Annotated in this window: 23 protein-coding genes and 7 tRNA genes; 8 read left to right on the top strand and 22 right to left on the bottom strand. The window is 41.2% G+C overall.

The window, feature by feature from the left end:
- Nucleotides 1-4: 4 nt before the first annotated feature.
- The 9 genes from BTN98_RS10380 to mutY form a co-directional block, all read right to left on the bottom strand.
- Nucleotides 5-80 (bottom strand) — tRNA-Phe (locus tag BTN98_RS10380).
- A 58-nt stretch (nt 81-138) separates the two neighbouring features.
- Nucleotides 139-214 (bottom strand) — tRNA-Thr (locus BTN98_RS10375).
- 11 nt (nt 215-225) lie between these two features.
- Nucleotides 226-301, bottom strand: a tRNA-Asn gene (locus BTN98_RS10370).
- A gap of 46 nt (nt 302-347) precedes the next feature.
- Nucleotides 348-423: transfer RNA gene (locus BTN98_RS10365), tRNA-Phe, on the bottom strand.
- Between the two features lie 55 nt (nt 424-478).
- Nucleotides 479-554, bottom strand: a tRNA-Thr gene (locus tag BTN98_RS10360).
- Between the two features lie 48 nt (nt 555-602).
- A tRNA-Asn gene (locus tag BTN98_RS10355) sits at nt 603-678 on the bottom strand.
- Nucleotides 679-722: 44 nt separating this feature from the next.
- Nucleotides 723-798 (bottom strand) — tRNA-Phe (locus BTN98_RS10350).
- A 169-nt stretch (nt 799-967) separates the two neighbouring features.
- Nucleotides 968-1,240, bottom strand: coding sequence for an oxidative damage protection protein (locus BTN98_RS10345; RefSeq protein WP_061000737.1), 273 nt, complete (start codon nt 1,238-1,240; stop codon nt 968-970).
- A 170-nt stretch (nt 1,241-1,410) separates the two neighbouring features.
- Nucleotides 1,411-2,463: an A/G-specific adenine glycosylase gene (gene mutY / locus BTN98_RS10340; protein WP_061000739.1), complete on the bottom strand. Its 1,053-nt coding sequence runs from the start codon at nt 2,461-2,463 to the stop codon at nt 1,411-1,413.
- Nucleotides 2,464-2,715: 252 nt separating this feature from the next.
- Between mutY and trmB the strand changes: the two genes are divergently transcribed.
- The 3 genes from trmB to BTN98_RS10325 all read left to right on the top strand — a co-directional run bounded on the left by trmB (nt 2,716) and on the right by BTN98_RS10325 (nt 4,931).
- Nucleotides 2,716-3,453 (top strand): tRNA (guanosine(46)-N7)-methyltransferase TrmB, encoded by a 738-nt coding sequence (gene trmB, locus BTN98_RS10335; RefSeq protein WP_061000740.1) that lies wholly within the window; start codon nt 2,716-2,718, stop codon nt 3,451-3,453.
- Nucleotides 3,454-3,557: 104 nt separating this feature from the next.
- Nucleotides 3,558-4,478, top strand: a complete 921-nt coding sequence (glsB, locus tag BTN98_RS10330) for a glutaminase B (RefSeq protein WP_061000743.1) — start codon at nt 3,558-3,560, stop codon at nt 4,476-4,478.
- Between the two features lie 54 nt (nt 4,479-4,532).
- Nucleotides 4,533-4,931 (top strand): DUF2884 family protein, encoded by a 399-nt coding sequence (locus BTN98_RS10325; protein WP_061000745.1) that lies wholly within the window; start codon nt 4,533-4,535, stop codon nt 4,929-4,931.
- Nucleotides 4,932-5,051: 120 nt separating this feature from the next.
- On the opposite strand, the gene hemW is transcribed toward BTN98_RS10325, so the two are convergent.
- From hemW to BTN98_RS10295, 6 genes are all read right to left on the bottom strand, one after another.
- Entirely contained in the window at nt 5,052-6,212 is a 1,161-nt protein-coding gene (gene hemW, locus BTN98_RS10320; protein WP_061000747.1) for a radical SAM family heme chaperone HemW, read from the bottom strand.
- Nucleotides 6,213-6,215: 3 nt separating this feature from the next.
- Complete coding sequence (locus BTN98_RS10315; protein WP_061000749.1) at nt 6,216-6,806, bottom strand: XTP/dITP diphosphatase; 591 nt, start codon at nt 6,804-6,806, stop codon at nt 6,216-6,218.
- A gap of 171 nt (nt 6,807-6,977) precedes the next feature.
- Nucleotides 6,978-7,274, bottom strand: coding sequence for a DUF167 family protein YggU (gene yggU / locus BTN98_RS10310; protein WP_061000751.1), 297 nt, complete (start codon nt 7,272-7,274; stop codon nt 6,978-6,980).
- A complete protein-coding gene (locus tag BTN98_RS10305; RefSeq protein WP_061000753.1) occupies nt 7,271-7,828 on the bottom strand; it encodes a YggT family protein in 558 nt (185 codons plus the stop codon). Before BTN98_RS10305 ends, yggU begins: the two co-directional genes overlap by 4 nt.
- Nucleotides 7,829-7,837: 9 nt before the next feature.
- A complete protein-coding gene (gene proC / locus BTN98_RS10300) occupies nt 7,838-8,656 on the bottom strand; it encodes a pyrroline-5-carboxylate reductase (RefSeq protein ID WP_061000755.1) in 819 nt (272 codons plus the stop codon).
- A 74-nt stretch (nt 8,657-8,730) separates the two neighbouring features.
- Nucleotides 8,731-9,441: a YggS family pyridoxal phosphate-dependent enzyme gene (locus tag BTN98_RS10295; protein WP_061000756.1), complete on the bottom strand. Its 711-nt coding sequence runs from the start codon at nt 9,439-9,441 to the stop codon at nt 8,731-8,733.
- A gap of 22 nt (nt 9,442-9,463) precedes the next feature.
- Between BTN98_RS10295 and BTN98_RS10290 the strand changes: the two genes are divergently transcribed.
- Both BTN98_RS10290 and BTN98_RS10285 read left to right on the top strand, forming a co-directional pair.
- On the top strand, nt 9,464-10,501 hold the full coding sequence (locus BTN98_RS10290) for a type IV pilus twitching motility protein PilT (protein WP_061000758.1): 1,038 nt from the start codon (nt 9,464-9,466) through the stop codon (nt 10,499-10,501).
- Nucleotides 10,502-10,516: 15 nt separating this feature from the next.
- Entirely contained in the window at nt 10,517-11,620 is a 1,104-nt protein-coding gene (locus BTN98_RS10285; RefSeq protein WP_061000760.1) for a PilT/PilU family type 4a pilus ATPase, read from the top strand.
- A gap of 355 nt (nt 11,621-11,975) precedes the next feature.
- Here BTN98_RS10285 and ruvX read toward each other — a convergent pair whose 3' ends face one another.
- From ruvX to metK, 6 genes are all read right to left on the bottom strand, one after another.
- Entirely contained in the window at nt 11,976-12,407 is a 432-nt protein-coding gene (gene ruvX / locus BTN98_RS10280; RefSeq protein WP_061000762.1) for a Holliday junction resolvase RuvX, read from the bottom strand.
- Nucleotides 12,404-12,967, bottom strand: coding sequence for a YqgE/AlgH family protein (locus tag BTN98_RS10275; protein WP_061000764.1), 564 nt, complete (start codon nt 12,965-12,967; stop codon nt 12,404-12,406). The genes ruvX and BTN98_RS10275 overlap by 4 nt, the downstream gene beginning before the upstream one ends.
- A 120-nt stretch (nt 12,968-13,087) precedes the next feature.
- Nucleotides 13,088-14,038, bottom strand: coding sequence for a glutathione synthase (gene gshB, locus BTN98_RS10270; protein WP_061000765.1), 951 nt, complete (start codon nt 14,036-14,038; stop codon nt 13,088-13,090).
- Nucleotides 14,039-14,055: 17 nt separating this feature from the next.
- On the bottom strand, nt 14,056-14,787 hold the full coding sequence (rsmE, locus tag BTN98_RS10265; protein WP_061000767.1) for a 16S rRNA (uracil(1498)-N(3))-methyltransferase: 732 nt from the start codon (nt 14,785-14,787) through the stop codon (nt 14,056-14,058).
- Nucleotides 14,788-14,915: 128 nt separating this feature from the next.
- Nucleotides 14,916-15,404 (bottom strand): SprT family zinc-dependent metalloprotease, encoded by a 489-nt coding sequence (locus tag BTN98_RS10260; RefSeq protein WP_061000769.1) that lies wholly within the window; start codon nt 15,402-15,404, stop codon nt 14,916-14,918.
- 154 nt (nt 15,405-15,558) lie between these two features.
- Entirely contained in the window at nt 15,559-16,713 is a 1,155-nt protein-coding gene (metK, locus tag BTN98_RS10255) for a methionine adenosyltransferase (protein ID WP_061000771.1), read from the bottom strand.
- Nucleotides 16,714-17,105: 392 nt separating this feature from the next.
- Here metK and tkt point away from each other — a divergent pair, with 392 nt between their 5' ends.
- The 3 genes from tkt to BTN98_RS10240 all read left to right on the top strand — a co-directional run bounded on the left by tkt (nt 17,106) and on the right by BTN98_RS10240 (nt 20,889).
- Nucleotides 17,106-19,118: a transketolase gene (gene tkt, locus BTN98_RS10250; protein ID WP_061000773.1), complete on the top strand. Its 2,013-nt coding sequence runs from the start codon at nt 17,106-17,108 to the stop codon at nt 19,116-19,118.
- Between the two features lie 632 nt (nt 19,119-19,750).
- Complete coding sequence (locus BTN98_RS10245; protein WP_061000775.1) at nt 19,751-20,095, top strand: hypothetical protein; 345 nt, start codon at nt 19,751-19,753, stop codon at nt 20,093-20,095.
- A gap of 323 nt (nt 20,096-20,418) precedes the next feature.
- Entirely contained in the window at nt 20,419-20,889 is a 471-nt protein-coding gene (locus tag BTN98_RS10240) for a hypothetical protein (RefSeq protein WP_061000777.1), read from the top strand.
- A 107-nt stretch (nt 20,890-20,996) separates the two neighbouring features.
- Here the strand turns inward: BTN98_RS10240 and BTN98_RS10235 are convergent, their stop codons facing one another.
- Nucleotides 20,997-21,326 (bottom strand): hypothetical protein, encoded by a 330-nt coding sequence (locus tag BTN98_RS10235; protein ID WP_146107012.1) that lies wholly within the window; start codon nt 21,324-21,326, stop codon nt 20,997-20,999.
- Nucleotides 21,327-21,569: the final 243 nt, after the last annotated feature.

Here is a 21,569-nt window from a genome sequence, read left to right as displayed (position 1 = left end):
AATATGGTGCCTCGAGGCGGAATCGAACCACCGACACGAGGATTTTCAATCCTCTGCTCTACCGACTGAGCTATCGAGGCAGAAGTAGTGATGGTTAAGTCTCTACTTTTGCATTTCTTACCGAAGTAAGACAATAAATGGTGCCGACTACCGGAGTCGAACTGGTGACCTACTGATTACAAGTCAGTTGCTCTACCTACTGAGCTAAGTCGGCACACTTTTATTTGGCTCCCTCTACTGGACTTGAACCAGTGACATACGGATTAACAGTCCGGCGTTCTACCAACTGAACTAAGAGGGAATTAACTTTTACTATTTAATACGAAAAATCGCATCAAATTTTAATATGGTGCCTCGAGGCGGAATCGAACCACCGACACGAGGATTTTCAATCCTCTGCTCTACCGACTGAGCTATCGAGGCAAACACAGCAATAACATTGCTATTTTTGCATTTCTTACCGAAGTAAGAGAATAAATGGTGCCGACTACCGGAGTCGAACTGGTGACCTACTGATTACAAGTCAGTTGCTCTACCTACTGAGCTAAGTCGGCACATTAATTCTGTAATCTCTCCGCTCAAATGAGCCAAGAAATAAATAGTGGCTCCCTCTACTGGACTTGAACCAGTGACATACGGATTAACAGTCCGGCGTTCTACCAACTGAACTAAGAGGGAACAGATTTTGTCGTTGCTTGGCACCAAACTTCAAAGAGAAGAAATGGTGCCTCGAGGCGGAATCGAACCACCGACACGAGGATTTTCAATCCTCTGCTCTACCGACTGAGCTATCGAGGCAACGGGGCGCTATTAAAAGGGTTTTGAGCCTTTTCGTCAACCCTTTTTTTAATAAAAAATGATTATTATGTTTGAGTGTTGACTTTTTGTTCGTTGTGGCGTGGTTTTTTACTTTTTTTAATGTTTTCCGCCGTTTGAGTCACGGCGGAATATCTCTTTGATCTCAATATTATTTTGTTGGTGGCGTATAACCATCAATCACCACATCTTTACCTTCAAACAAAAAATTAACCATTTCTGTCTCAAGTAATTGGCGATGTTCAACATTCATCATATTGAGTTTTTTTTCATTAATCAGCATGGTTTGTTTTGCTTGCCACTGTGCCCATGCTTGTTTTGAAATACTATCAAAAATCCGTTGACCAAGTTCACCTGGGTACAATTGAAAATCTAGACCTTCAGCATCTTGCTGTAGATGGACACAAAAAACAGTACGGCTCATGGAATATTCCTTATGCATGTATCATTAAATCACAGCGAGAAGGGCTGAATTTATAATGGCGGTATTTTTTATAACTGCAGTGTTTTTTTATAACAGCAGTATTATAGCAATAGTTATACCAGACTCGACCTGTAGCGGCTAGGGTCGAGGCTGGAATAACAACCGTGTAATCATTGAGGATATAGCAATCCATCAAGGATTTTTTGTACCGGTGCTGCTAAACCAATTTTGGCGGGATCATGGAGATCATACCATTGCCCTTGGCGCTGATGGATCACATCAGGAAGTGTGTTTAGAGTGAATAATACCGGCACAATATCAAGGTGGTAATGGCTGAATGTATGTCTAAATGCGATTAACTGTTGCTGACTGGCAATCATGGTTTGCGGCTGTCCCAGTTGTTGCAATAATAGATCATTAAGATCGTCATTATCATGCTGTGGAAAGCACCATAAGCCACCCCAAATACCCACTTGAGGACGTTGCTCAAGCCATACTTTGTCGCCATAACGTAAAATGGCAAACCAGGTTTGTTTTTCTGGCATCACTTTTTTGGGTTTCTTGCCCGGAAATTCACTCTGTCGTTGCTGTGCTTTGGCAATGCATTGCGCTTCAATAGGGCATAAATCACATTTAGGTTTGCTACGAGTGCAAATCATTGCGCCCATATCCATCATCGCTTGATTGTAACGTTCGACGCCAATCGCCGGCGTATTTTTAATCGCGATATTCCATAGCGCATTTTCAACCGTTTTTTTGCCCGGCCAACCTTCAATCGCATAACAACGCGCTAAAGTACGCTTAACGTTGCCATCTAAAATAGGATGATGCTGTTTTAATGATAGCGATAACACCGCACCTGCAGTTGAGCGGCCAATCCCCGGCAGTGCTTCAACGGCTTCAATCGTGGTCGGAAACTCACCATTATGTTCAGCAACAATTAATTGGGCTGCTTTGTGAAGATTACGTGCGCGAGCGTAATAGCCCAACCCTGTCCATAAATGTAACACTTCATCTTGCTCAGCAGCGGCAAGATCAGCCACGGTAGGGAAGCGCGCCATAAAACGTTCAAAGTAAGGGATCACTGTGGCAACCTGAGTTTGTTGCAACATGATTTCTGATAACCATACTTTATAAGGGGTTTTTTGGTGTTGCCACGGTAGGGTTTTACGGCCGAATTTATCATACCACGCTAAAATAGCGTCAGAAAAAGCTGTACTCACAATGGGCTCACTTTACTAAATTGGCATTAAAAAAATGCCGAGTTGGGCTTTATTATCGAATGAGCTTGCGTAAAGTTGGAGTCCGTGGGGACGATCCCTTATACTGCAACTCATTAATGTAATGGCGTCTATAATGACGTTATTGACTAAGATTGCATCATAAACTGGCGATTATCACAATTGATAGACTTGAATTGAGGCTATAACTTTGGATAATGCCGTTCCGTTTCTTTTTTTGTTTGGATAGTTAGCATGAGCGAAGTTTCAAAAAAGTCAGGTGACGTAACTCTGACTGAATTTACCGATGAAGGCAAAATGGTTCGTAAGATCCGTAGTTTTGTTCGTCGTGAAGGCCGTTTAACCAAGGGCCAAGAAAATGCGATGGAAAAAAACTGGCCAGCTATGGGTATTGATTTCGCCACTGAAATGCTGGACTGGACACAAGTCTTTAACCGTGAAGCGCCAGTTGTATTAGAAATCGGCTTTGGCATGGGTGCATCATTGGTTGAAATGGCACAAGCGGCGCCAGAGAAAAACTTCGTTGGTATCGAAGTTCACACTCCAGGTGTTGGTCACTGTTTAATGGGCGCTGAAGCGGCTAATTTAACTAACTTACGCGTAATGTGCCATGATGGTGTTGAAGTATTTGAACACATGATCCCTGATGGTAGCCTTGATATGGTGCAGTTGTTCTTCCCTGACCCATGGCATAAAGCGCGTCACCATAAGCGCCGTATCGTTCAGCCTGAATTTGCTGAGATGCTACGTAAAAAGCTTAAAATTGGTGGTATTTTCCATATGGCAACTGACTGGGAAAACTACGCAGAGCATATGGTAGAAGTAATGGATGCAGCGCCAGGTTATAAAAATACAGCGACAGATGGCGCTTATATTGCTCGCCCAGAAGATCGTCCTTTAACTAAGTTTGAAGCACGTGGTCATCGCCTAGGTCATGGCGTATGGGATATGAAGTATATGCGTACTGAATAATTGCAAACATTACTGTGACTATCGATTAGGGTTGCAGCTGTTATTGCGTTATTTGTTTAGAAAGCCAACTTTTGTTGGCTTTTTTGTTATTGGAGATGAAGTAAATGAAGCCAACAGAGACCTTGCTAAAAGGCATTTTAGATGAAGTTAGACCTTTGATTGGTCAAGGAAAAGTGGCTGACTATATTCCTGCCTTAGCGGAAGTTTCTGCGAGTAAATTAGGCATCGCGGTGTGTTATAACGATGGTGAAATTATTCAAGCAGGTGATAGCCAAGAAAGTTTTTCTATTCAATCGATCTCCAAAGTTTTATCGCTAACACTGGCAATGTCACTCTATGAACCGGAAGAATTATGGGCACGAGTTGGTAAAGAGCCATCCGGTCAGGCGTTTAATTCGATGATTCAGCTCGAATTGGAAAATGGTATTCCGCGCAATCCGTTTATTAATCCTGGTGCGATTGTTATTTCAGACATGCTTTATAGTCGCCTATGTGCGCCGCAGTATCGAATGTTGGAATTAGTGCGTGAATTATCCTGCAATCCGCAAATCGTATACGACAAAGTTGTGGCTAATTCAGAGATGCAACATAGTGATCGTAATGCTTCGATTGCTTATCTAATGCGTTCATTTGGCAACTTTAATAATGAAGTAATGCCAGTGTTAAATAACTACTTTAGTTACTGTGCTTTAAAGATGAGTTGTGTTGATTTAGCGCGAACATTTTCTTATTTAGCAAATAAAGGTCAGCCTTTAGGTGCAAAAACGCCAATTATTAGCCAAACTCAAAGTAAGCATATAAATGCATTGCTTGCGACATGTGGTTTATATGATGGTGCTGGAGAATTTGCTTACCGAGTCGGAATGCCGGGTAAATCAGGTGTTGGTGGCGGTATTGTTGCTATTGTGCCTGGAGAGATGACCATTGCTGTATGGTCACCGGAGTTGGATCCATCAGGTAACTCATTAGTAGGCACTGCGGTATTAGAAAAGCTTTCACAACGGATTGGACGTTCTATTTTTTAATGGGTAAATGCAGCGGCTAGGTGCAGCTACCCACTTTTAAGAAGGGGAAGTTGCATGGAATTAAAAACTATCATGAGTACAATTGGCTGCGGTGGTTTGATGGTGTTATTTAGCTCAAGCCTTATTGCTGGCGAGTGTGATCCACAATGGCACAATAGTGTCAGTATAAGCGATGATACACTGACGCTATCGCAATCTAAGCAAACTTTTGTGGTCAAAGATGATGGTCAGTTATATTTTGATATTCACAAGGTAAAACTCGATCCAGACCAAACGCAGTTATTAGTGCAATATTACCAAACCATTAATAATGATCTGCCTTATTTGTTGTCGCATGGGCAGCATGTGAATGCAAAAGTGTGCCAGTTTGTCAATTTACGCATCCAACAAGAGCGCCAAATAAGACAACATATTCCCGCGCTGAAAAGCTGGGAAAGCGTTAATTTATTATAACGTTACACTTGATAATAACGCTCATAAAAAAGCGAGAGACGAGAGGTTAAATGGTTAAATAACCGTTAACGACCAGCCCTCGCTTTTTTGTTGGTAGCACCATTTAGCACTTAGATTACGCTAACCATCATCTTCAACAAATGCAGCCAGCAAATCATTTAAAAATAATTTACCGTGTTCAGTTATCTGCCATTGATCGCCATTATCTTGTAAATAATTTTGTTCAAGCGCCCAATCGATATTGGCTGCAATGGTGGTTAATGGTAAGCCAGTACGATCGATAAAGTCTTGCTTTGGACAGGCTTCTAATAATCGAAATCTGTTCATGAAAAACTCAAACGGTCGTTCGCTGTCAGCCACCGCTATTTGTTCACTTAAATAAGGCTTATTTGATTGTAAATATCCACGAGGGTGTTTGACCTTCACTGTACGAACAATACGGCCGTCATCAAAGCTGATCTTGCCATGGGCACCACAGCCAATGCCTAAGTAATCGCCAAAGCGCCAATAATTAAGATTATGTTGGCATTGTTTATTGGGCTTACTGTAGCCAGAAATTTCATATTGTTGATAACCAGCAGCGGTTAATAACGCATGTCCTTGCTCAAAAATATCCCATAAATCATCATCATCAGGCAATGTTGGTGGCTTTGAGTAATACAGAGTATTGGGTTCAATCGTAAGCTGATACCAAGACAAATGCGGTGGATCAAGTGCGATCGCTTGTTTAAGATCACTGATCGCATCAGCAATAGATTGATCAGGTAAACCATGCATTAGATCGGTATTAAAACTGTTTAATCCCGCCGACTTTGCCAGTTCTATTGCCTTAATTGCTTCTTGGCTACCGTGAATACGCCCTAAACGCTGTAATTTTTGATCTTGAAAACTTTGAATGCCAATTGAGATTCGGTTCACACCCGCTTGGCGATAACCATCAAAACGACCAGCTTCAACCGTACCTGGATTGGCTTCCATGGTAATTTCAATATTGTCACTAAAAGGAATGCGAGCTTCAATGGTACGCAGTAGACGACCAATTTCAGTTGGCGAGATCAAACTTGGCGTACCACCACCAATAAAAATAGAATGCAGTGGTCGTTGACCATTGATTAATTGGTAGGCCATTAGATCTGTTTCTAGATCATCAATTAAAGCGTCAATATAATCCAACTCTGGCAATTCAGTTTTTAGCGCGTGCGAATTAAAGTCACAATAGGGGCACTTTTGAACACACCAAGGAATGTGAACATATAAGCTGAGCGGTGGAGGAACAAGCATGAGTTAGCCTTTTAGTGCACTGAAAAGTTGTTGAAGTGCTTTGCCACGGTGTGACAGTTGCTTTTTACGACTTGGATCTAATTGCGCTGAAGCACATTGATCTTCTGGTACCCAGAAAATAGGATCATAACCAAAGCCATTATCGCCATGACGCTGCGTTAAAATACTGCCTTCCCATGAACCATGGCACACTAGTGGTGTTGGATCATTTTCATGGCGCATCATCACTAATACACAATGAAAACGAGCACTGCGTTGTGCTTCAGGTACACCGTCCATTGCCGCTAGTAGCTTATCAATATTTTCCGCATCAGTGGCACCTTCACTAGCAAAACGGGCTGAGTAAATACCCGGAGCACCGTTTAAAAAATCCACCTCAAGCCCTGAATCATCGGCAATCGCAGCGCAGCCAGTTTCTTTAGCAGCATGACGTGCTTTGATGATCGCATTTTCAATAAAAGTAGTGCCAGTTTCAGCCACTTCTGAAACATTGAAATCGCTTTGAGCGACCACATCAAATCCAAAGTCAGCAAGTAGGGAAGCCATTTCTTTTACTTTGCCTTGATTGCCTGTTGCTAGTACTAGTTTGCTCATATTGATGCCTTTTAAAAACCGTCATTTGCGAATAACCGCTATGATAGCCGTTGTGGGGATAATAACAAAGTCGCGCACTCAGCGAGGCTATTTTAGCGAGGGTTATGGAGTATAAAAAAAGCGAATATCGAAATGATATTCGCTTTTTTAAAGTAGCTGCTGACAATAAAATTATTGCATCAGGCTCGCAATCGGTTCAGGGATCTGTTTCGGATCCTCAATGCGTATTTGCTTGTGACGGCCTTGAAAGCCTTTTTCCACATGCACTAAACCTTTAGCGACCTTGAACTGCTTAGCTAAAAACTTGGCTAAATGAGCATTAGCTTTACCATCCACTGGTGGCGCAGTAATGGAGATTTTAATTTCATCGCCATGTAAGCCAACAATTTGATCGCGACTGGCTTTAGGTTGAATGTAAAGTCGAATAACCACATCATCGCCGTGGCGACAGACAGCATTAGCACTCATAATTGGAACCAAATCGGCCCAATTAAATCACCCATTAAATAGTTAGCAAACTGCAATCCTAAGAAGATAACCAGAATACTTAAGTCTAAACCGCCCATTGCTGGTAGCACACGGCGAATCGGTGCCATTAGAGGTTCAGTTAGCTGATGCATTACATATTCAATAGGGTTACGGCCTTGGCTGACCCAACTTAAAATAGCACGAATTAATAGTACCCAGAATAATAACCCACCGGCTGCTTTAACCAGTGCCAGCAAACCTAATAATAAGAAGCTAGGACTAAAAGCAAACGCACCGCCGGTTAATGCTAATTGCAGCAAAATAAACTTTGCCACACATAATAAGTAACCAAATAAAATTGTCGCCATATCAAATGAGCCAATCGATGGGATCACGCGACGTAATGGTGCTACAACCGGTTGGGTTGCTTTGACAATAAACTGCGAAAACGGGTTGTAAAAATCAGCGCGTGACCATTGTAGCCACACCCGTAACAACACAATCATGATATATAAATCAAATACTGTGGAAATTAAAAAAGCCATTGAATTCATAATTAAACCTTAAAACAATTGTTCCATTTCTTGAGCACGAGCAACCGCAGCTTGCATTGCTTTAGCTACTATTTCTGTTAAATGATGGTGGTTGAATGTATTAATCGCTTCTGCGGTGGTACCGCCTTTAGACGTTACTTGCTGGCGTAATGTGGCAAGATCCGTTTCTGAGTTGGCTTGCACCATTTCTGCCGCGCCTAATGCAGTTTGCTGAACTAATAAACGTGCCGTTTGCTCATCAAAACCTTGTGCCATTGCTTGTTGTTGGATTGCTTCCATAAACAAGAAGAAGTAAGCCGGCGCACTGCCTGCTGCGGCAATGATACCATTGATATCTGCTTCTTGTTTAACCCAGCAAATTTCACCAACAGCTTGTAAGAGATCACTCGCAAATTGATGATCTTGTGGTGCTAAGGTTGAATCTGCATATAAGCCACTCATGCCTTTACCAATTAATGCTGGTGTATTTGGCATCACGCGCACTAAATGCAGTTGGCTATCAAGCATGGTTGCTAAGCGTGCGCTGTTGATACCAGCAGCAATTGAGATCACTAATTTATTACTGAAGTCGACCGCTTGCAATGGTAAACATACATCTGCCATTAATTGTGGTTTTACCGCCAGTACCACGACGTCAGCTTGTTGCGCTGCGCGCAGGTTATCACTGTCGGTATTAATACCAAAATCATCCTTTAACGGTGCTAGGCGAGTTTCACTTGGCGCTGTTGCCGTGATTTTCTTAGCATCGTAGCCACTGGCAATTAAGCCGGCGATGATTGAACGTGCCATGTTGCCGGCACCGATAAAAGCGATAGAGCGCTGTTCCATGTAATATCCTTTGCTGTTGGTACGACATCCAAATCGGTAGGCAGAGTCGTTACCCGTTTATTTAGAAACTATTGTTAGGCTTGATTGCCATAATCACGCGCACCAAACAAGGCAGTACCAATACGCACCATAGTACTTCCTGCTGCAATCGCAGCTTCCATGTCGCCACTCATGCCCATCGATAGGGTATCAAGTTGCGGGTGGTGTGGTTTAAGTTGTGCAAATACATCTGCTAACGCTTTGAAAGCAGCGAATTGGCTATCATAATCGGTTTCTGGTTGCGGAATCGACATTAATCCACGTAAAACTAATTGCGGCATGGTCGCAATAGCAGCGGCGAGTTCCATCACCTCATCAGCACTGATACCTGATTTACTGGCTTCACCACTGGTATTAACTTGTAACAGCACATTTAATGGTGCCATGGTGGTTGGGCGTTGGTCATTTAAACGGGTTGCCGTTTTAAGGCGATCAATGGAATGAACCCAATCAAAATGCTCGGCAATCGGACGAGTTTTATTTGATTGAATCGGACCAATAAAATGCCACACTAATTGTTCTGCTGCAGGATGACTTGCAAAATAATTGACTTTATCGACCCCTTCTTGAACATAATTTTCACCAAAGGCAACCAGACCTGCATCAATCGCTTGTTCGATCGCGGCTACGGGCTTGGTTTTACTTACTGCCAACAATTGCACCGAATCGGCGGCTCTGCCGCATTTTTTAGTTGCTAGTGCCATCTCATTGATGACCTGTGTAATATTTTGCTTAATACTGTTCATAATTGATTCTTGAGGAAAATGTATGGATATCACCGAATTACTCGATTTTAGTGTAAAGCATAACGCATCAGATCTGCATCTTTCTGCGGGCGTTCCACCAATGATAAGAGTTGATGGTGACGTGAGAAAGCTCAGTTTACCAGCTTTAGATCATAGCGAAGTCCATCGATTAATATTTGATATTATGAACGATGCGCAGCGTCGAGAGTATGAAGAAAAATTAGAAGTCGATTTTTCTTTTGAATTACCCGACATTGGCCGCTTCAGGGTTAACGCTTTTCATCAGTCGCGTGGCTGTTCAGCTGTGCTGCGTACCATTCCGATCCATATACCAACTTTAGCCTCGCTCAATGTGCCTGAGGTTTTTTATGATATTGCTCAGCTTAGTCGTGGGCTAGTGCTAGTAACGGGTGCGACAGGTTCTGGTAAATCAACCACTATTGCCGCCTTAGTAGATTACATCAATAGTAACTATCAGCGCCATATTCTGACCATTGAAGATCCGATTGAATTTGTTCATACCAGTAAAAGTTGTTTGATCAACCAACGTGAAGTGCATCGCGATACTTTAAGTTTCCAAAATGCACTGCGATCATCATTACGTGAAGATCCCGATGTGATTGTAGTGGGGGAATTACGCGATCAAGAAACCATTAGTTTAGCCTTAACCGCAGCCGAAACCGGTCACTTAGTGCTTGGCACCTTGCACACCAGTTCAGCGGCGAAAACCGTTGACCGTATTATTGATGTTTTTCCTGGTAGCGATAAATCGATGGTACGTTCGATGTTGTCTGAATCATTACGGGCGGTGGTGGCGCAAAATCTATTGAAGTGTACATCAGGTGGCCGAGTGGCCTGTCATGAAGTGATGATGGCAACCCCTGCGATTCGCAATTTGATCCGTGAAGATAAAATTGCCCAGATGTATTCAATGATTCAAACCGGCGCTTCACTTGGAATGCAGACGATGGAACAAAGCGTCAAAATGCTGGTGGCACAAGGAATGGTCGAATCAGAAGAAGGACGCCGTATTCTTGATAGTAGTAAACGTGGGTTTTAATTAAAGGAATAACTGATGACCTTAGACGACATTCTTGAGCAAATGGTGGCTAAAAAGGCTTCTGATTTATATATCACGGTTGATTGTGCGTGTTTATTAAAAATTGATGGCAACCTGCATGATGTTGGCGAAGTGCTCAATGTCGATAGGGTGGATAGGTTATTTGATCAAGCCATGGATGCGAGCTTGCGCCAAGAATTTATCACCACCAAAGAAGCCAATTTTGCGTTAGTGCGTAACGGATTCCGGTTTCGTGTTAGTGCGTTTTGGCAGCGAGAATTACCAGGCATGGTGATCCGTCGTATTGAAACCCAAATTCCGCAAATGGATGATTTACAGTTGCCAATTGATATGGAACGACTGGCATTATCAAAACGCGGTTTAGTATTAATTGTGGGTGCAACTGGGTCGGGTAAATCGACCTCAATGGCGGCAATGACAGGCTATCGTAATCAGCATCGTAGTGGTCATATTTTAACGGTTGAAGATCCGATTGAATTTGTCCACCAACATAACAAATGCATTATCACTCAGCGTGAAGTAGGGCTTGATACTGCCAGTTATGAAGTGGCATTAAAAAACTCCTTACGCCAAGCACCAGACATGATTTTAATCGGTGAAATTCGTACTCGTGAAACCATGGAATACGCGATGAATTTTGCTGAAACTGGCCATTTATGTATGGCAACTTTGCATGCCAATAATGCTAATCAGGCATTAGAGCGTATTTTGCATTTAGTGCCTAAAGAGCGTCGCGAACAATTTTTGTTTGATCTGTCACTTAATCTTAAATGTATTTTAGCACAGCAGTTAGTGGCTGATGCTAATGGTGTCGGTCGCCATGGTGTATATGAATTATTACTTAATACACCGCGAGTCGCGGATCTTATTCGACGGGGTGATTTGTATGAAATTAAAGATGTGATGGCAAAATCAACCGAAGCGGGAATGATTACGTTTGATCAATCGCTGTATCAGTTATTTAGTGAAGGTAAGATCAGTGAGCAAGATGCGCTTCATCATGCTGACTCAGCTAATGACTTACGGTTGATGATCAAAGTCGGTGATCCAATGTCTAAACCGTTAAATAGTTTATCTGGGGTTACACTCGATAAATAATAATGCACATGATGATCCTTTTGCTAAAGGATCATCATGGTAAAATTAATAATAATGACGACAGATTCGTGGTTTATATTTAATCTATTGATTATTAAGTATTTTAATTGAGGTTAAATAACGGCTATTCAGCTGTTTAGTTCTTGAGTTTAAATGATCAAAAAGCTGTACAAGCTGATCAGGTAAGAGATTACGCGGCTTGATAAGAGGCTGTTAGCTGAAATAAAAACCACTGTCAGCTTTGTGATGATCTTATTAGCTAAAGCTGTACCGACTAAAAAAACCAACTCGACATCGAGTTGGTCTTTTTTTTAGTCTTTTTATAGCGGCGCAATAACCAATAAAAAATTGCTAATTAAGCGCCGTATTGACGTTCAAACCAGCTTTCTAAAATAACCACTGCTGACTGTGAATCAATGTTACCTTTGCTCAATGAACGATAACCACCGCGTTCAAATAACTCCGATTTAGCTTCAACTGTGCTTAAGCGTTCATCGTGCAATTCGACCGCATAACCAAAACGACCATGAATGCGATTAGCAAATTTCTTGGCGCGTGGCGCGATGGTTTCTAGTTCTTTGCCATTAAGATCTAATGGCAGACCAACGACGATTAAATCCGGCTGCCACTCTTTAAGGATTTTTTCAATATCATCCCAATTAGGAATACCATCTTTAGCTTTTAAAGCGGCTAATGGACTGGCTGTGCCTGTGAGTTCTTGGCCGATTGCAACCCCAATACTTTTGGTGCCGTAATCAAAGCTTAATACGCTACGAGATTGACTCATGCATGACCTATATCTGATGATAGATTCGCAGGGCTAACCCCTAATATTGCTATGGCTTGTTGCCAGCGTTGATCTATCGGAGTGGAAAAAATAATGGTGTTATTAGCCTCAATCGTTAGCCAATTATTGTCAGCTAATTCTTGCTCTAATTGCCCTTCATCCCAACCGGCGTAACCGAGTGCCACAATAAATTTTTGTGGCGCTTGTTGAGTGCCAAGTTGGGCTAAAATATCGAGTGAGGTGGTGACAGCAAGTTGCGGCGTAATCGTAATTGTGGAGTCATAACCGGCTTGAAGCGTGTGCAGTACAAAGCCACGATCTTCAGCAACTGGGCCACCATTGAGAACTGGGTATTCAAGGCTTAATGGATCAACTAAAGGCAGTGTTCGCTCGATATCAATTTGCTCAAGCATATCGGCAATTGAGATTTCAATCGGCTGATTGATGATGATACCCATAGCACCTTCATCATTATGCTCACACACATAAATCACACTGTGTTTGAAGTTTGGATCTTCCATAGTGGGCATTGCCACTAAAAAATGATTGGTCAGGTTCATTTACAATACCATTAAATACATCTCAGCACCGCTGAGGGTGTTGATAGTAAAAAGCAGCGATCACATTTAATCGCTGCGTAGTTGGTTTGATTATGGTTGATGTTTAGCGCTTAGGTGAATTTAGTTAGCGTTAATACGGCGCTCAATTGCATCCATTAATTTACCCGTGATTGAAATATCAAACGCAGCTTCAATTTCACAGATACAAGTTGGGCTAGTGACGTTAATTTCAGTAAGCTTGTCACCAATCACATCAAGGCCAACAAATATTAAGCCTTTTTGTTTTAAAATTGGCGCTACAGTTTCAGCGATTTTACGATCAGTATCGCTAATAGGGCGTGCTTCACCACGACCACCTGCTGCCAAGTTACCACGGGTTTCACCTTTAGCTGGAATACGCGCTAGGCAGTATGGCATTGGCTCACCATCAACCACTAGAATACGCTTATCGCCATTACTAATATCAGGCACGAAAGTTTGTGCCATGCAGTAGTTTTCGCCCATCGCGGTCAATGTTTCAATGATCACTGATACGTTAGGATCATTTTTCATTACGCGGAAGATTGACGAGCCACCCATACCATCAAGTGGTTTTAGGATCACATCACCATGCTGTTGGTGAAAAGCTTTTAGTTTTTCAGCACGACGAGTAACAATCGTAGTTGGGGTTAGCTCTGGGAACCATGCAGTAAATAATTTTTCATTACAATCACGTAGGCTTTGCGGTTTGTTTACGATCAACGCACCGTTATCTTCAGCGCGCTCAAGAATGTAAGTTGCATAAATGTATTCAGTATCAAACGGAGGATCTTTACGCATTAATACCGCATCAAGATCCGCGAGTGGAATCTCTTGCTCATTATGGAATTCAAACCAATCGTTAGGATCTTTTTTTACCGTTACAGTACGAGTACGTGCAATCGCAACACCTTGCTCTAAAGAAAGATCACTCATTTCCATGTAGTGTAATTCCCAACCACGACGTTGTGCTTCCATCATCATGGCAAAGGTCGAATCTTTTTTGATATTGATAGACTCGATAGGGTCCATCACAATACCTAGCTTGATCATTGTTTTCTCCTGTTTACTTAGCCTAGATCACCAAAACGAACTTGCAGTGCGGTAATGGCTGTCATTGCGGTAGTCTCAGTGCGTAATACACGTGGGCCTAATAAAATTTCGTCAAATTTATATTGCTCAGTCATGCTGATCTCTTCAGCAGACAAGCCACCCTCAGGGCCGATTAATAATCGAACGTTGGTTACTGGAGTAGGGAGGGTGTTAATAGAATAATGCGCACGAGGGTGCAAGTTTAGTTTTAAACCATCATATTCTTCAGCGCACCATTGCTCTAGTTTCATCACTGGGCGAATGGTTGGCACAACATTACGGCCACATTGTTCACAGGCTGCAATCGCGATTTTCTGCCATTGCTCAAGTTTCTTTTCAAATCGCTCAGCATTGAGTTTAACGCCACAACGCTCTGAAATCAGAGGGGTAATAGTATTAACACCAAGCTCAACTGATTTTTGAATGGTGAACTCCATTTTGTCACCACGTGAAATTACTTGGCCTAAATGAATATCAAGTGGTGATTCAATACTATGCTCAATACGGCTTTGAATCTCAACTTCAACTGCTTTTTTGCTAGCATTGCTAATCACAGCAGGGAATTCAGCATTGCTGCCATCAAACAGTAACACTTGTTGCCCAACTTGCATTCGCATAACACGACCAACATGGTTAGCCGCATCGTCGCTAAGCATAACCGTACCTTGGCTTGGTAAAGGTTGTGGATGGTAAATTCGTGGAATTCTCATGATGCGGTCATCTGTAGTAATGGTTGAGTAATACCAGATATTACCACGGTTAGCAGCAGATGGAGGGCAAAAGTTAATCTACTAATCACTAACAACGGATTGTGGTCGTCAGGGGAAGAGAGTGACCATTAAGCGACAGTTTTAAACGCTAATAGTTGGCGACATTTACGACAATGATAACTGGCTTGACCGCGTTTAACTTTATTATGGCGGCGAATAGTTAGTGGGTATTCACTACATGGGCAGTGGTAAATATAACTCGTTCCCGCCACCGAGCTAACATTAAAATTATGGGTGGTTTTAGGTGCAACATTAAATATTTCAGTCATGATCAGTTGCCATTCGCGACCATGAGGACGCACGCGACCAAATAATTTAAATACCACTAAATGCGCAACTTCATGGGCTACCACTTGATTTAAAAATGCCTCAGGATTTTCAGCCAATAATATTGGGTTAAAGCGTAATTCCCATTTTTGTAAGTGCGCAGTACCGGCAATTTTTCCGCGTTGAGTAAAATTAACCGCGGGCAGTGGCAGTCGTTTATTAAGGCGTTGATTAGCATGTTTGATGCAATGTTCTACATGAGTAAGTACTTGCTTTTGTAGCGGGGTCATAGCGTGAAATATCCTAGAGTAATCGGTCGCCGAGCAGGGAATAACCCCCCGCAGACTATACACCGCAGGATAAATATTGACGATTATTTTATTTTAGATATAAAAAAAGGGACGATTAATCGCCCCTTAGTGTTTGATAAACTTAAATTTATTATTATTTAAGTTTAGCGAACTCGCGTAATACGTCTACTTTGTCAGTTTTTTCCCAAGGGAACTCTTCACGACCAAAGTGACCATATGCTGCAGTCTTTTTGTAGATAGGTTGCAGTAGGTTTAGCATTTCTTGTAGACCGTATGGGCGTAGGTCGAAGTGCTGACGAACTGCTTCAATAATAATATCTTGATGTACTTTTTCAGTACCAAAAGTTTCAATCATGATAGATGTTGGATCTGCAACACCGATAGCGTATGAAAGTTGAATTTCACAACGCTCAGCCATACCAGCAGCAACAATGTTTTTCGCAACATAACGCGCTGCATATGCTGCTGAACGGTCAACTTTTGATGGATCTTTACCAGAGAATGCACCGCCACCGTGACGTGCTGCACCGCCGTAAGTATCAACGATAATTTTACGACCTGTTAGGCCACAGTCACCCATTGGGCCACCGATAACAAAACGACCGGTTGGGTTGATAAAGAATTTAGTCTCTTTACGTAGCCACTCTTCAGGTAGTACTGGTTTGATGATTTCTTCCATTACAGCTTCACGTAGATCCGCTGTTGAAATTGAATCACTGTGTTGAGTTGATAGTACAACTGCATCAATACCAATAATCTTACCTTGATCGTATTCAAACGTTACCTGAGATTTAGCATCAGGACGTAACCAAGGTAGCGTACCGTTCTTACGTACTTCTGCTTGGCGTTGAACAAGACGGTGAGAGTAAGTAATTGGTGCAGGCATCAATTCTTTAGTTTCGTTAGTTGCGTAACCAAACATAATACCTTGGTCACCAGCGCCCTGCTCTTTAGGGTCTGCTTTATCAACGCCTTGGTTGATGTCTGGTGATTGCTTACCAATAGTGTTTAGTACAGCACAAGAATTAGCATCAAAGCCCATATCAGAATGAACATAACCAATTTCACGTACTGTTTCACGAGTGATTTCTTCGATATCAACCCATGCAGAAGTCGTTACTTCACCACCGACCATTACCATGCCAGTTTTTACGTAAGTTTCACAAGCAACACGCGCTTTCGGGTCTTGCTCTAGAATTGCATCCAAGACTGCATCTGAAATTTGGTCTGCAATTTTATCTGGATGTCCTTCCGATACCGACTCAGAAGTAAACAAGTGTTTAGCCATTGGTGATCTCACTTATATTCATAAATTTATTAGAACGGTAGCGGTAATACTGATACTGCACTGCATTCTATACGTTTATATGTATAGAGCTACCTCCGTCTAGACGTCTATAATACCCCGACTAGCTATAAAATCAACAATGTAATCTGTAAGGGTTTAGTCAAAACGCTAACTCATTCAATATTAAGCCATTAATTTTACTGATATTGGCTGTTAAAAGCGTAATTAGCATAAATTGCATGGTATTGAATAAAATAGCTTTTTTAAAAAAGAAAACGTTTGCAGTAGGCCGTGTCTATTTGAGACAATATTCAAACGCAATTAAGTGACTGCCACTAAAAGCAGTCATTATTTTTACGTCAATTATTATTTTATGACTATTTGGAGCAGATATGTCTTCTAGCAATGCGGTGTCTCGTAAAGAACTGGCCAATGCAATTCGTGCACTTAGTATGGATGGTGTGCAACAAGCAAACTCAGGTCACCCTGGTGCACCAATGGGAATGGCAGATATTGCTGAAGTATTATGGCGTGGGCATTTAAATCATAATCCTCACAATCCAAATTGGGCTGATCGCGATCGTTTCGTGTTATCAAACGGTCACGGCTCGATGCTTATTTACTCTTTGCTTCATTTAACTGGTTATGATTTATCGATTGATGATCTGAAAAACTTCCGTCAATTACATTCAAAAACACCGGGTCACCCTGAATACGGTTATGCACCGGGTGTTGAAACGACCACCGGTCCATTAGGCCAAGGTATTACTAATGCGGTTGGTATGGCGTTAGCTGAAAAATCAATGGCAGAGCAATTTAACCAGCAAGGCCATGACATTGTTGACCATTACACCTATGCCTTTATGGGTGATGGCTGCATGATGGAAGGTATTTCTCATGAAGCATGTTCACTAGCTGGCACGTTAGGCTTAGGTAAGTTAATTGCTTTTTGGGATGACAACGGTATTTCTATTGATGGTGAAGTAGAAGGTTGGTTCTCAGACGATACTGCTAAACGTTTTGAAGCCTATGGCTGGCATGTTATTGCTACCGTTGATGGTCACGATGCTGAAGCAATTAATGCCGCAATTGAAGCTGCGAAAGCAGAAACCGCTAAGCCAACGCTTATTTGTTGCCAAACCATCATTGGTTTTGGTTCACCTAATAAAGCCGGTTCGCATGATTGTCACGGCGCGCCACTGGGCGCTGAAGAAATTACCGCAGCACGTGAGTTTTTAGGTTGGAACCATGGTCCATTTGAAATTCCGGCTGATATTGCGGCTAATTGGAATGCAACTGAAGCAGGTAACGCTAAAGAAACAGCATGGGATCAAAAGTTTGCCGCTTATAGCGCTGCTTACCCTCAATTAGCGGCTGAATTTAGCCGTCGCATCAACGGTGAATTACCAGCGAACTGGGAAGCTGAAACGTCAAAGATCATTGCAGATCTACAAGCTAACCCAGCTAATATTGCCTCACGTAAAGCCTCACAAAATGCACTTGAAGCTTATGGCCAATTATTACCTGAGTTCATGGGCGGCTCGGCTGACTTAGCACCGTCTAACTTAACCATGTGGTCTGGCTCTAAATCACTAACACCAACCGATGCATCAGGTAACTACATTCACTACGGTGTGCGTGAGTTTGGTATGACAGCCATTATTAACGGTATTGCCTTACACGGTGGTTTTGTTCCTTATGGTGCAACTTTCTTAATGTTTATGGAATATGCGCGTAACGCACTGCGTATGGCTGCACTAATGAAAGTGCAGAACATTCAGGTTTACACCCATGATTCAATTGGTTTAGGTGAAGACGGTCCAACTCACCAACCAGTAGAACAAGTAGCATCATTACGTTTAACCCCAAATATGAGCACATGGCGTCCTTGTGATCAGGTTGAATCAGCAGTGGCTTGGAAATACGCGATTGAGCGTAAAGATGGCCCAACAGCGTTGATCTTCTCGCGTCAAAATCTTGATCAGCAGGATCGTAATGCAGACCAAGTAGCCAACATTACTAAAGGTGGCTACATTCTTAAAGATTGTGCTGCTGAGCCAGAGTTGATTTTAATTGCAACCGGTTCTGAAGTGGGTATCGCTGCTCAAGCATATGCAGAGTTAACCGCTGCTGGTCGTCAAGTACGCTTGGTTTCAATGCCTGCAACTGATTTATTTGATAAGCAGGATGCGGCTTACCGTGAAAGTGTATTACCTGCAAATGTCACCGCACGAATCGCGATTGAAGCAGGTATTGCTGATTACTGGTATAAATATGTAGGTCTTAACGGTCGCATTATCGGTATGACAACCTTTGGCGAATCAGCACCAGCAGATGAACTATTTACTATGTTTGGCTTTACGGTTGAAAATATCGTTAATAACGCCAATGAGTTACTAGGCTAGTTATTCGCTTTAGCTTTATAGTTGAAGGCCGCAGATTGCGGCCTTTTTTTATGGCTGAAAGTCGGTAGTTAAGGTGTAAATCGAGCACTAATTTACTTAAAAAATACATTACTAAAACTAATGCGAAGTGGTTGTTTTTATCATTTTTCAAGTTAATTAAAATACCTATAATGAGCCCCATCAAAACACGACCGCAAGCCTTATAGATTCAATGGATAGGCGATGGTTGTACTATTTAAAGCTTAGTTTATTGAGGAAAAAGAAATGACTGGTATCGTTAATAAAATTGTTGCACTTTACACTCCTGTATTCGCTTCTATGTACAAAAGCGGCAACATGACTAAGTAAAGTCAACGTTAGGGCTTAGCCTTAACCATTAAATATATTTCCTAAGAAGGCTTTGAACTAATTCGTTCAAAGCCTTTTTTACATTTATGACTCAAAGTAGATAATGCTCAAAAACAGCTAGCACTTAAATCCATACCAATTAGATATATTTCTATATAACCCCATGCTGAAAATGATGTATTTTGCTGACATATGTCAATTGTTCACATTATGAGATTATTTTTCTTTCTTTCATGTTTTTTTGAAATTAAAATAAACTCATAAGTTTACTTTTGAGAATTATAATGAAAAAAGCTATTTTAGGATTATTACTTGGTATGGTTGCGCTAACGTCTTTACCTAGTCATGCAAATGATTGGGGTCGCTGGGGTGATAGCAAAAAAGGCCGTGTTGAGAGTGCTCGAATTTGTGGTAGCAATGGCTACATTTTTAAAGTGCAAGATTCTTTTTATGTAGCTAAATACCAATCAGGTAAACGCTTTGCGGTTGGTGTTCCAGTTAAAGCACGTTTTGGCAAAAATAAATGGCTACGTGTTGAAGGACTTAAAAACGACGGTAACTACTTAGTTAAGCGTAAGTACTACAGCTTAGCGAAAGCAAAAGCGAGCGCATGTGGTCTAACTTGGTAATATAGAGTTAAAGATTCTACAACAAGGCCGTTTAACGGCCTTGTTTCATTATGGCTGTAATATAATCCGCCCGCTAAATAACAATCAAAAACGATTCTCCAGCGCCCGCATATAAAAATACCGCCTCAAAAGGGCAGTATTTAACAGTATGGCTATTTATGTGTACTGAACAGAACTGTCAAAAGAAAAATTAAATTAACTACAAAACACTGATTAATTTGAAATTTAAAAGTAAAGTATAGGTGTGATTTATTGCTATCAACGTGCACAATAATACTAACTGAGCGTTAAATATAAATATTATTAAAAAAAGAATATTTTTTATGAATCCAATGCAGCCAAGTAACGATAACTTAGCAAAATACAATAAATTCCAAATATCTCTAGAGTATCTTGATGTTTCCTCGCGATTATTTCTAGAAGAGTCTTTTTTTTCTTCTTTACATCTAGCTGGAGCAGCAGAAGAAATTCTTGGTAAATACTGTAATTCGGAAAATCTAAAAAATTTACATGATAGAGATAAAGATAATGCAACTAAATGGAAGAGCAGAATTGATCCAACGCTTGATGTGACAAAGACGGCTAAAGAGCATTACCATTATAAAAATGCCATAAAACATTTTGATCATAAAATCGAAGCTAATGCTGTACTTCATGTAGACATCAAATATGAAGCAGAATGTATGCTACGAAGAGCTTTTAAAAATCTAGAAATATTAGATATGGAAGATTGCGCACCTAAATCTTTAATGAAAGTAATTGAAATAACAACTATATGGATAGAAGTAGATTAATAGTAATTTGCAGATAAAGTGATCCGATACAGATACATGGTAACGTCAATATACTAAAAAACCGCCACAAGGGACGGTCATTTAACAGTAATTATTGATGCGCACTATCACAACCATTTTCGATGGAAGGATTCATGGCTAATTTGTAAAGCAAGAATAGGTGAACTATATGTTTTGGCTAAGTTGTAAGCTTCATTCTCACTCCATTCTTTTGTAACTACATTTGGACTTCCTTTCGTAAACACCCCATCCTTCGCATATTTAGTCATTATGGTGTCATAGCCTTTGATCACGTTAAGGCTAACTTGAGACGGCTTATTAACATACATTAGTGCAAACCCAATAGGGTTTAATCGGTAACTTTCAACAGCTGACTTTCCATATACTGAAAAGTTACAAGCTTGTTGATTCGCAAGAGCTAAACTCAGGCTCGCCATGCTCATTTCTTTGTTCGTAAATGGATTTGTCGCGTATATATACAAAAAAGCAAACAACACAATTACCAACATTGTAATACGTTTTAATAATAACTTTATTTTCATTAATTCAGATACATTTCAATATAGATTCGAGATTTTCCACTCACTTAAATTATTTAGCAATAATTAGCTAGCATATAAATCATTTAAATTTCTATAATTTCGCTCTATTTAACATATTGAATCTAATCCGCACTTCGT

This window comes from Photobacterium aquimaris, assembly GCF_002954455.1.
GTDB classification, from domain to species: Bacteria; Pseudomonadota; Gammaproteobacteria; order Enterobacterales; family Vibrionaceae; genus Photobacterium; species Photobacterium aquimaris.
The sequence above is the reverse complement of the archived record's forward strand: the minus strand, read 5'-3'. Positions and strand labels throughout refer to the sequence as shown.

Excerpts from the sequence above, each read along its gene's own strand:
- BTN98_RS10345 (WP_061000737.1), bottom strand. The coding sequence starts at position 1,240 with ATGAGCCGTACTGTTTTTTGTGTCCATCTACAGCAAGATGCTGAAGGT.
- trmB (WP_061000740.1), top strand. The coding sequence starts at position 2,716 with ATGAGCGAAGTTTCAAAAAAGTCAGGTGACGTAACTCTGACTGAATTT.
- glsB (WP_061000743.1), top strand. The coding sequence starts at position 3,558 with ATGAAGCCAACAGAGACCTTGCTAAAAGGCATTTTAGATGAAGTTAGA.
- BTN98_RS10325 (WP_061000745.1), top strand. The coding sequence starts at position 4,533 with ATGGAATTAAAAACTATCATGAGTACAATTGGCTGCGGTGGTTTGATG.
- hemW (WP_061000747.1), bottom strand. The coding sequence starts at position 6,212 with ATGCTTGTTCCTCCACCGCTCAGCTTATATGTTCACATTCCTTGGTGT.
- BTN98_RS10315 (WP_061000749.1), bottom strand. The coding sequence starts at position 6,806 with ATGAGCAAACTAGTACTAGCAACAGGCAATCAAGGCAAAGTAAAAGAA.
- yggU (WP_061000751.1), bottom strand. The coding sequence starts at position 7,274 with ATGAGTGCTAATGCTGTCTGTCGCCACGGCGATGATGTGGTTATTCGA.
- BTN98_RS10305 (WP_061000753.1), bottom strand. The coding sequence starts at position 7,828 with ATGAATTCAATGGCTTTTTTAATTTCCACAGTATTTGATTTATATATC.
- proC (WP_061000755.1), bottom strand. The coding sequence starts at position 8,656 with ATGGAACAGCGCTCTATCGCTTTTATCGGTGCCGGCAACATGGCACGT.
- BTN98_RS10295 (WP_061000756.1), bottom strand. The coding sequence starts at position 9,441 with ATGAACAGTATTAAGCAAAATATTACACAGGTCATCAATGAGATGGCA.
- BTN98_RS10290 (WP_061000758.1), top strand. The coding sequence starts at position 9,464 with ATGGATATCACCGAATTACTCGATTTTAGTGTAAAGCATAACGCATCA.
- BTN98_RS10285 (WP_061000760.1), top strand. The coding sequence starts at position 10,517 with ATGACCTTAGACGACATTCTTGAGCAAATGGTGGCTAAAAAGGCTTCT.
- ruvX (WP_061000762.1), bottom strand. The coding sequence starts at position 12,407 with ATGAGTCAATCTCGTAGCGTATTAAGCTTTGATTACGGCACCAAAAGT.
- BTN98_RS10275 (WP_061000764.1), bottom strand. The coding sequence starts at position 12,967 with ATGAACCTGACCAATCATTTTTTAGTGGCAATGCCCACTATGGAAGAT.
- gshB (WP_061000765.1), bottom strand. The coding sequence starts at position 14,038 with ATGATCAAGCTAGGTATTGTGATGGACCCTATCGAGTCTATCAATATC.
- rsmE (WP_061000767.1), bottom strand. The coding sequence starts at position 14,787 with ATGAGAATTCCACGAATTTACCATCCACAACCTTTACCAAGCCAAGGT.
- BTN98_RS10260 (WP_061000769.1), bottom strand. The coding sequence starts at position 15,404 with ATGACCCCGCTACAAAAGCAAGTACTTACTCATGTAGAACATTGCATC.
- metK (WP_061000771.1), bottom strand. The coding sequence starts at position 16,713 with ATGGCTAAACACTTGTTTACTTCTGAGTCGGTATCGGAAGGACATCCA.
- tkt (WP_061000773.1), top strand. The coding sequence starts at position 17,106 with ATGTCTTCTAGCAATGCGGTGTCTCGTAAAGAACTGGCCAATGCAATT.
- BTN98_RS10245 (WP_061000775.1), top strand. The coding sequence starts at position 19,751 with ATGAAAAAAGCTATTTTAGGATTATTACTTGGTATGGTTGCGCTAACG.
- BTN98_RS10240 (WP_061000777.1), top strand. The coding sequence starts at position 20,419 with ATGAATCCAATGCAGCCAAGTAACGATAACTTAGCAAAATACAATAAA.
- BTN98_RS10235 (WP_146107012.1), bottom strand. The coding sequence starts at position 21,326 with ATGGCGAGCCTGAGTTTAGCTCTTGCGAATCAACAAGCTTGTAACTTT.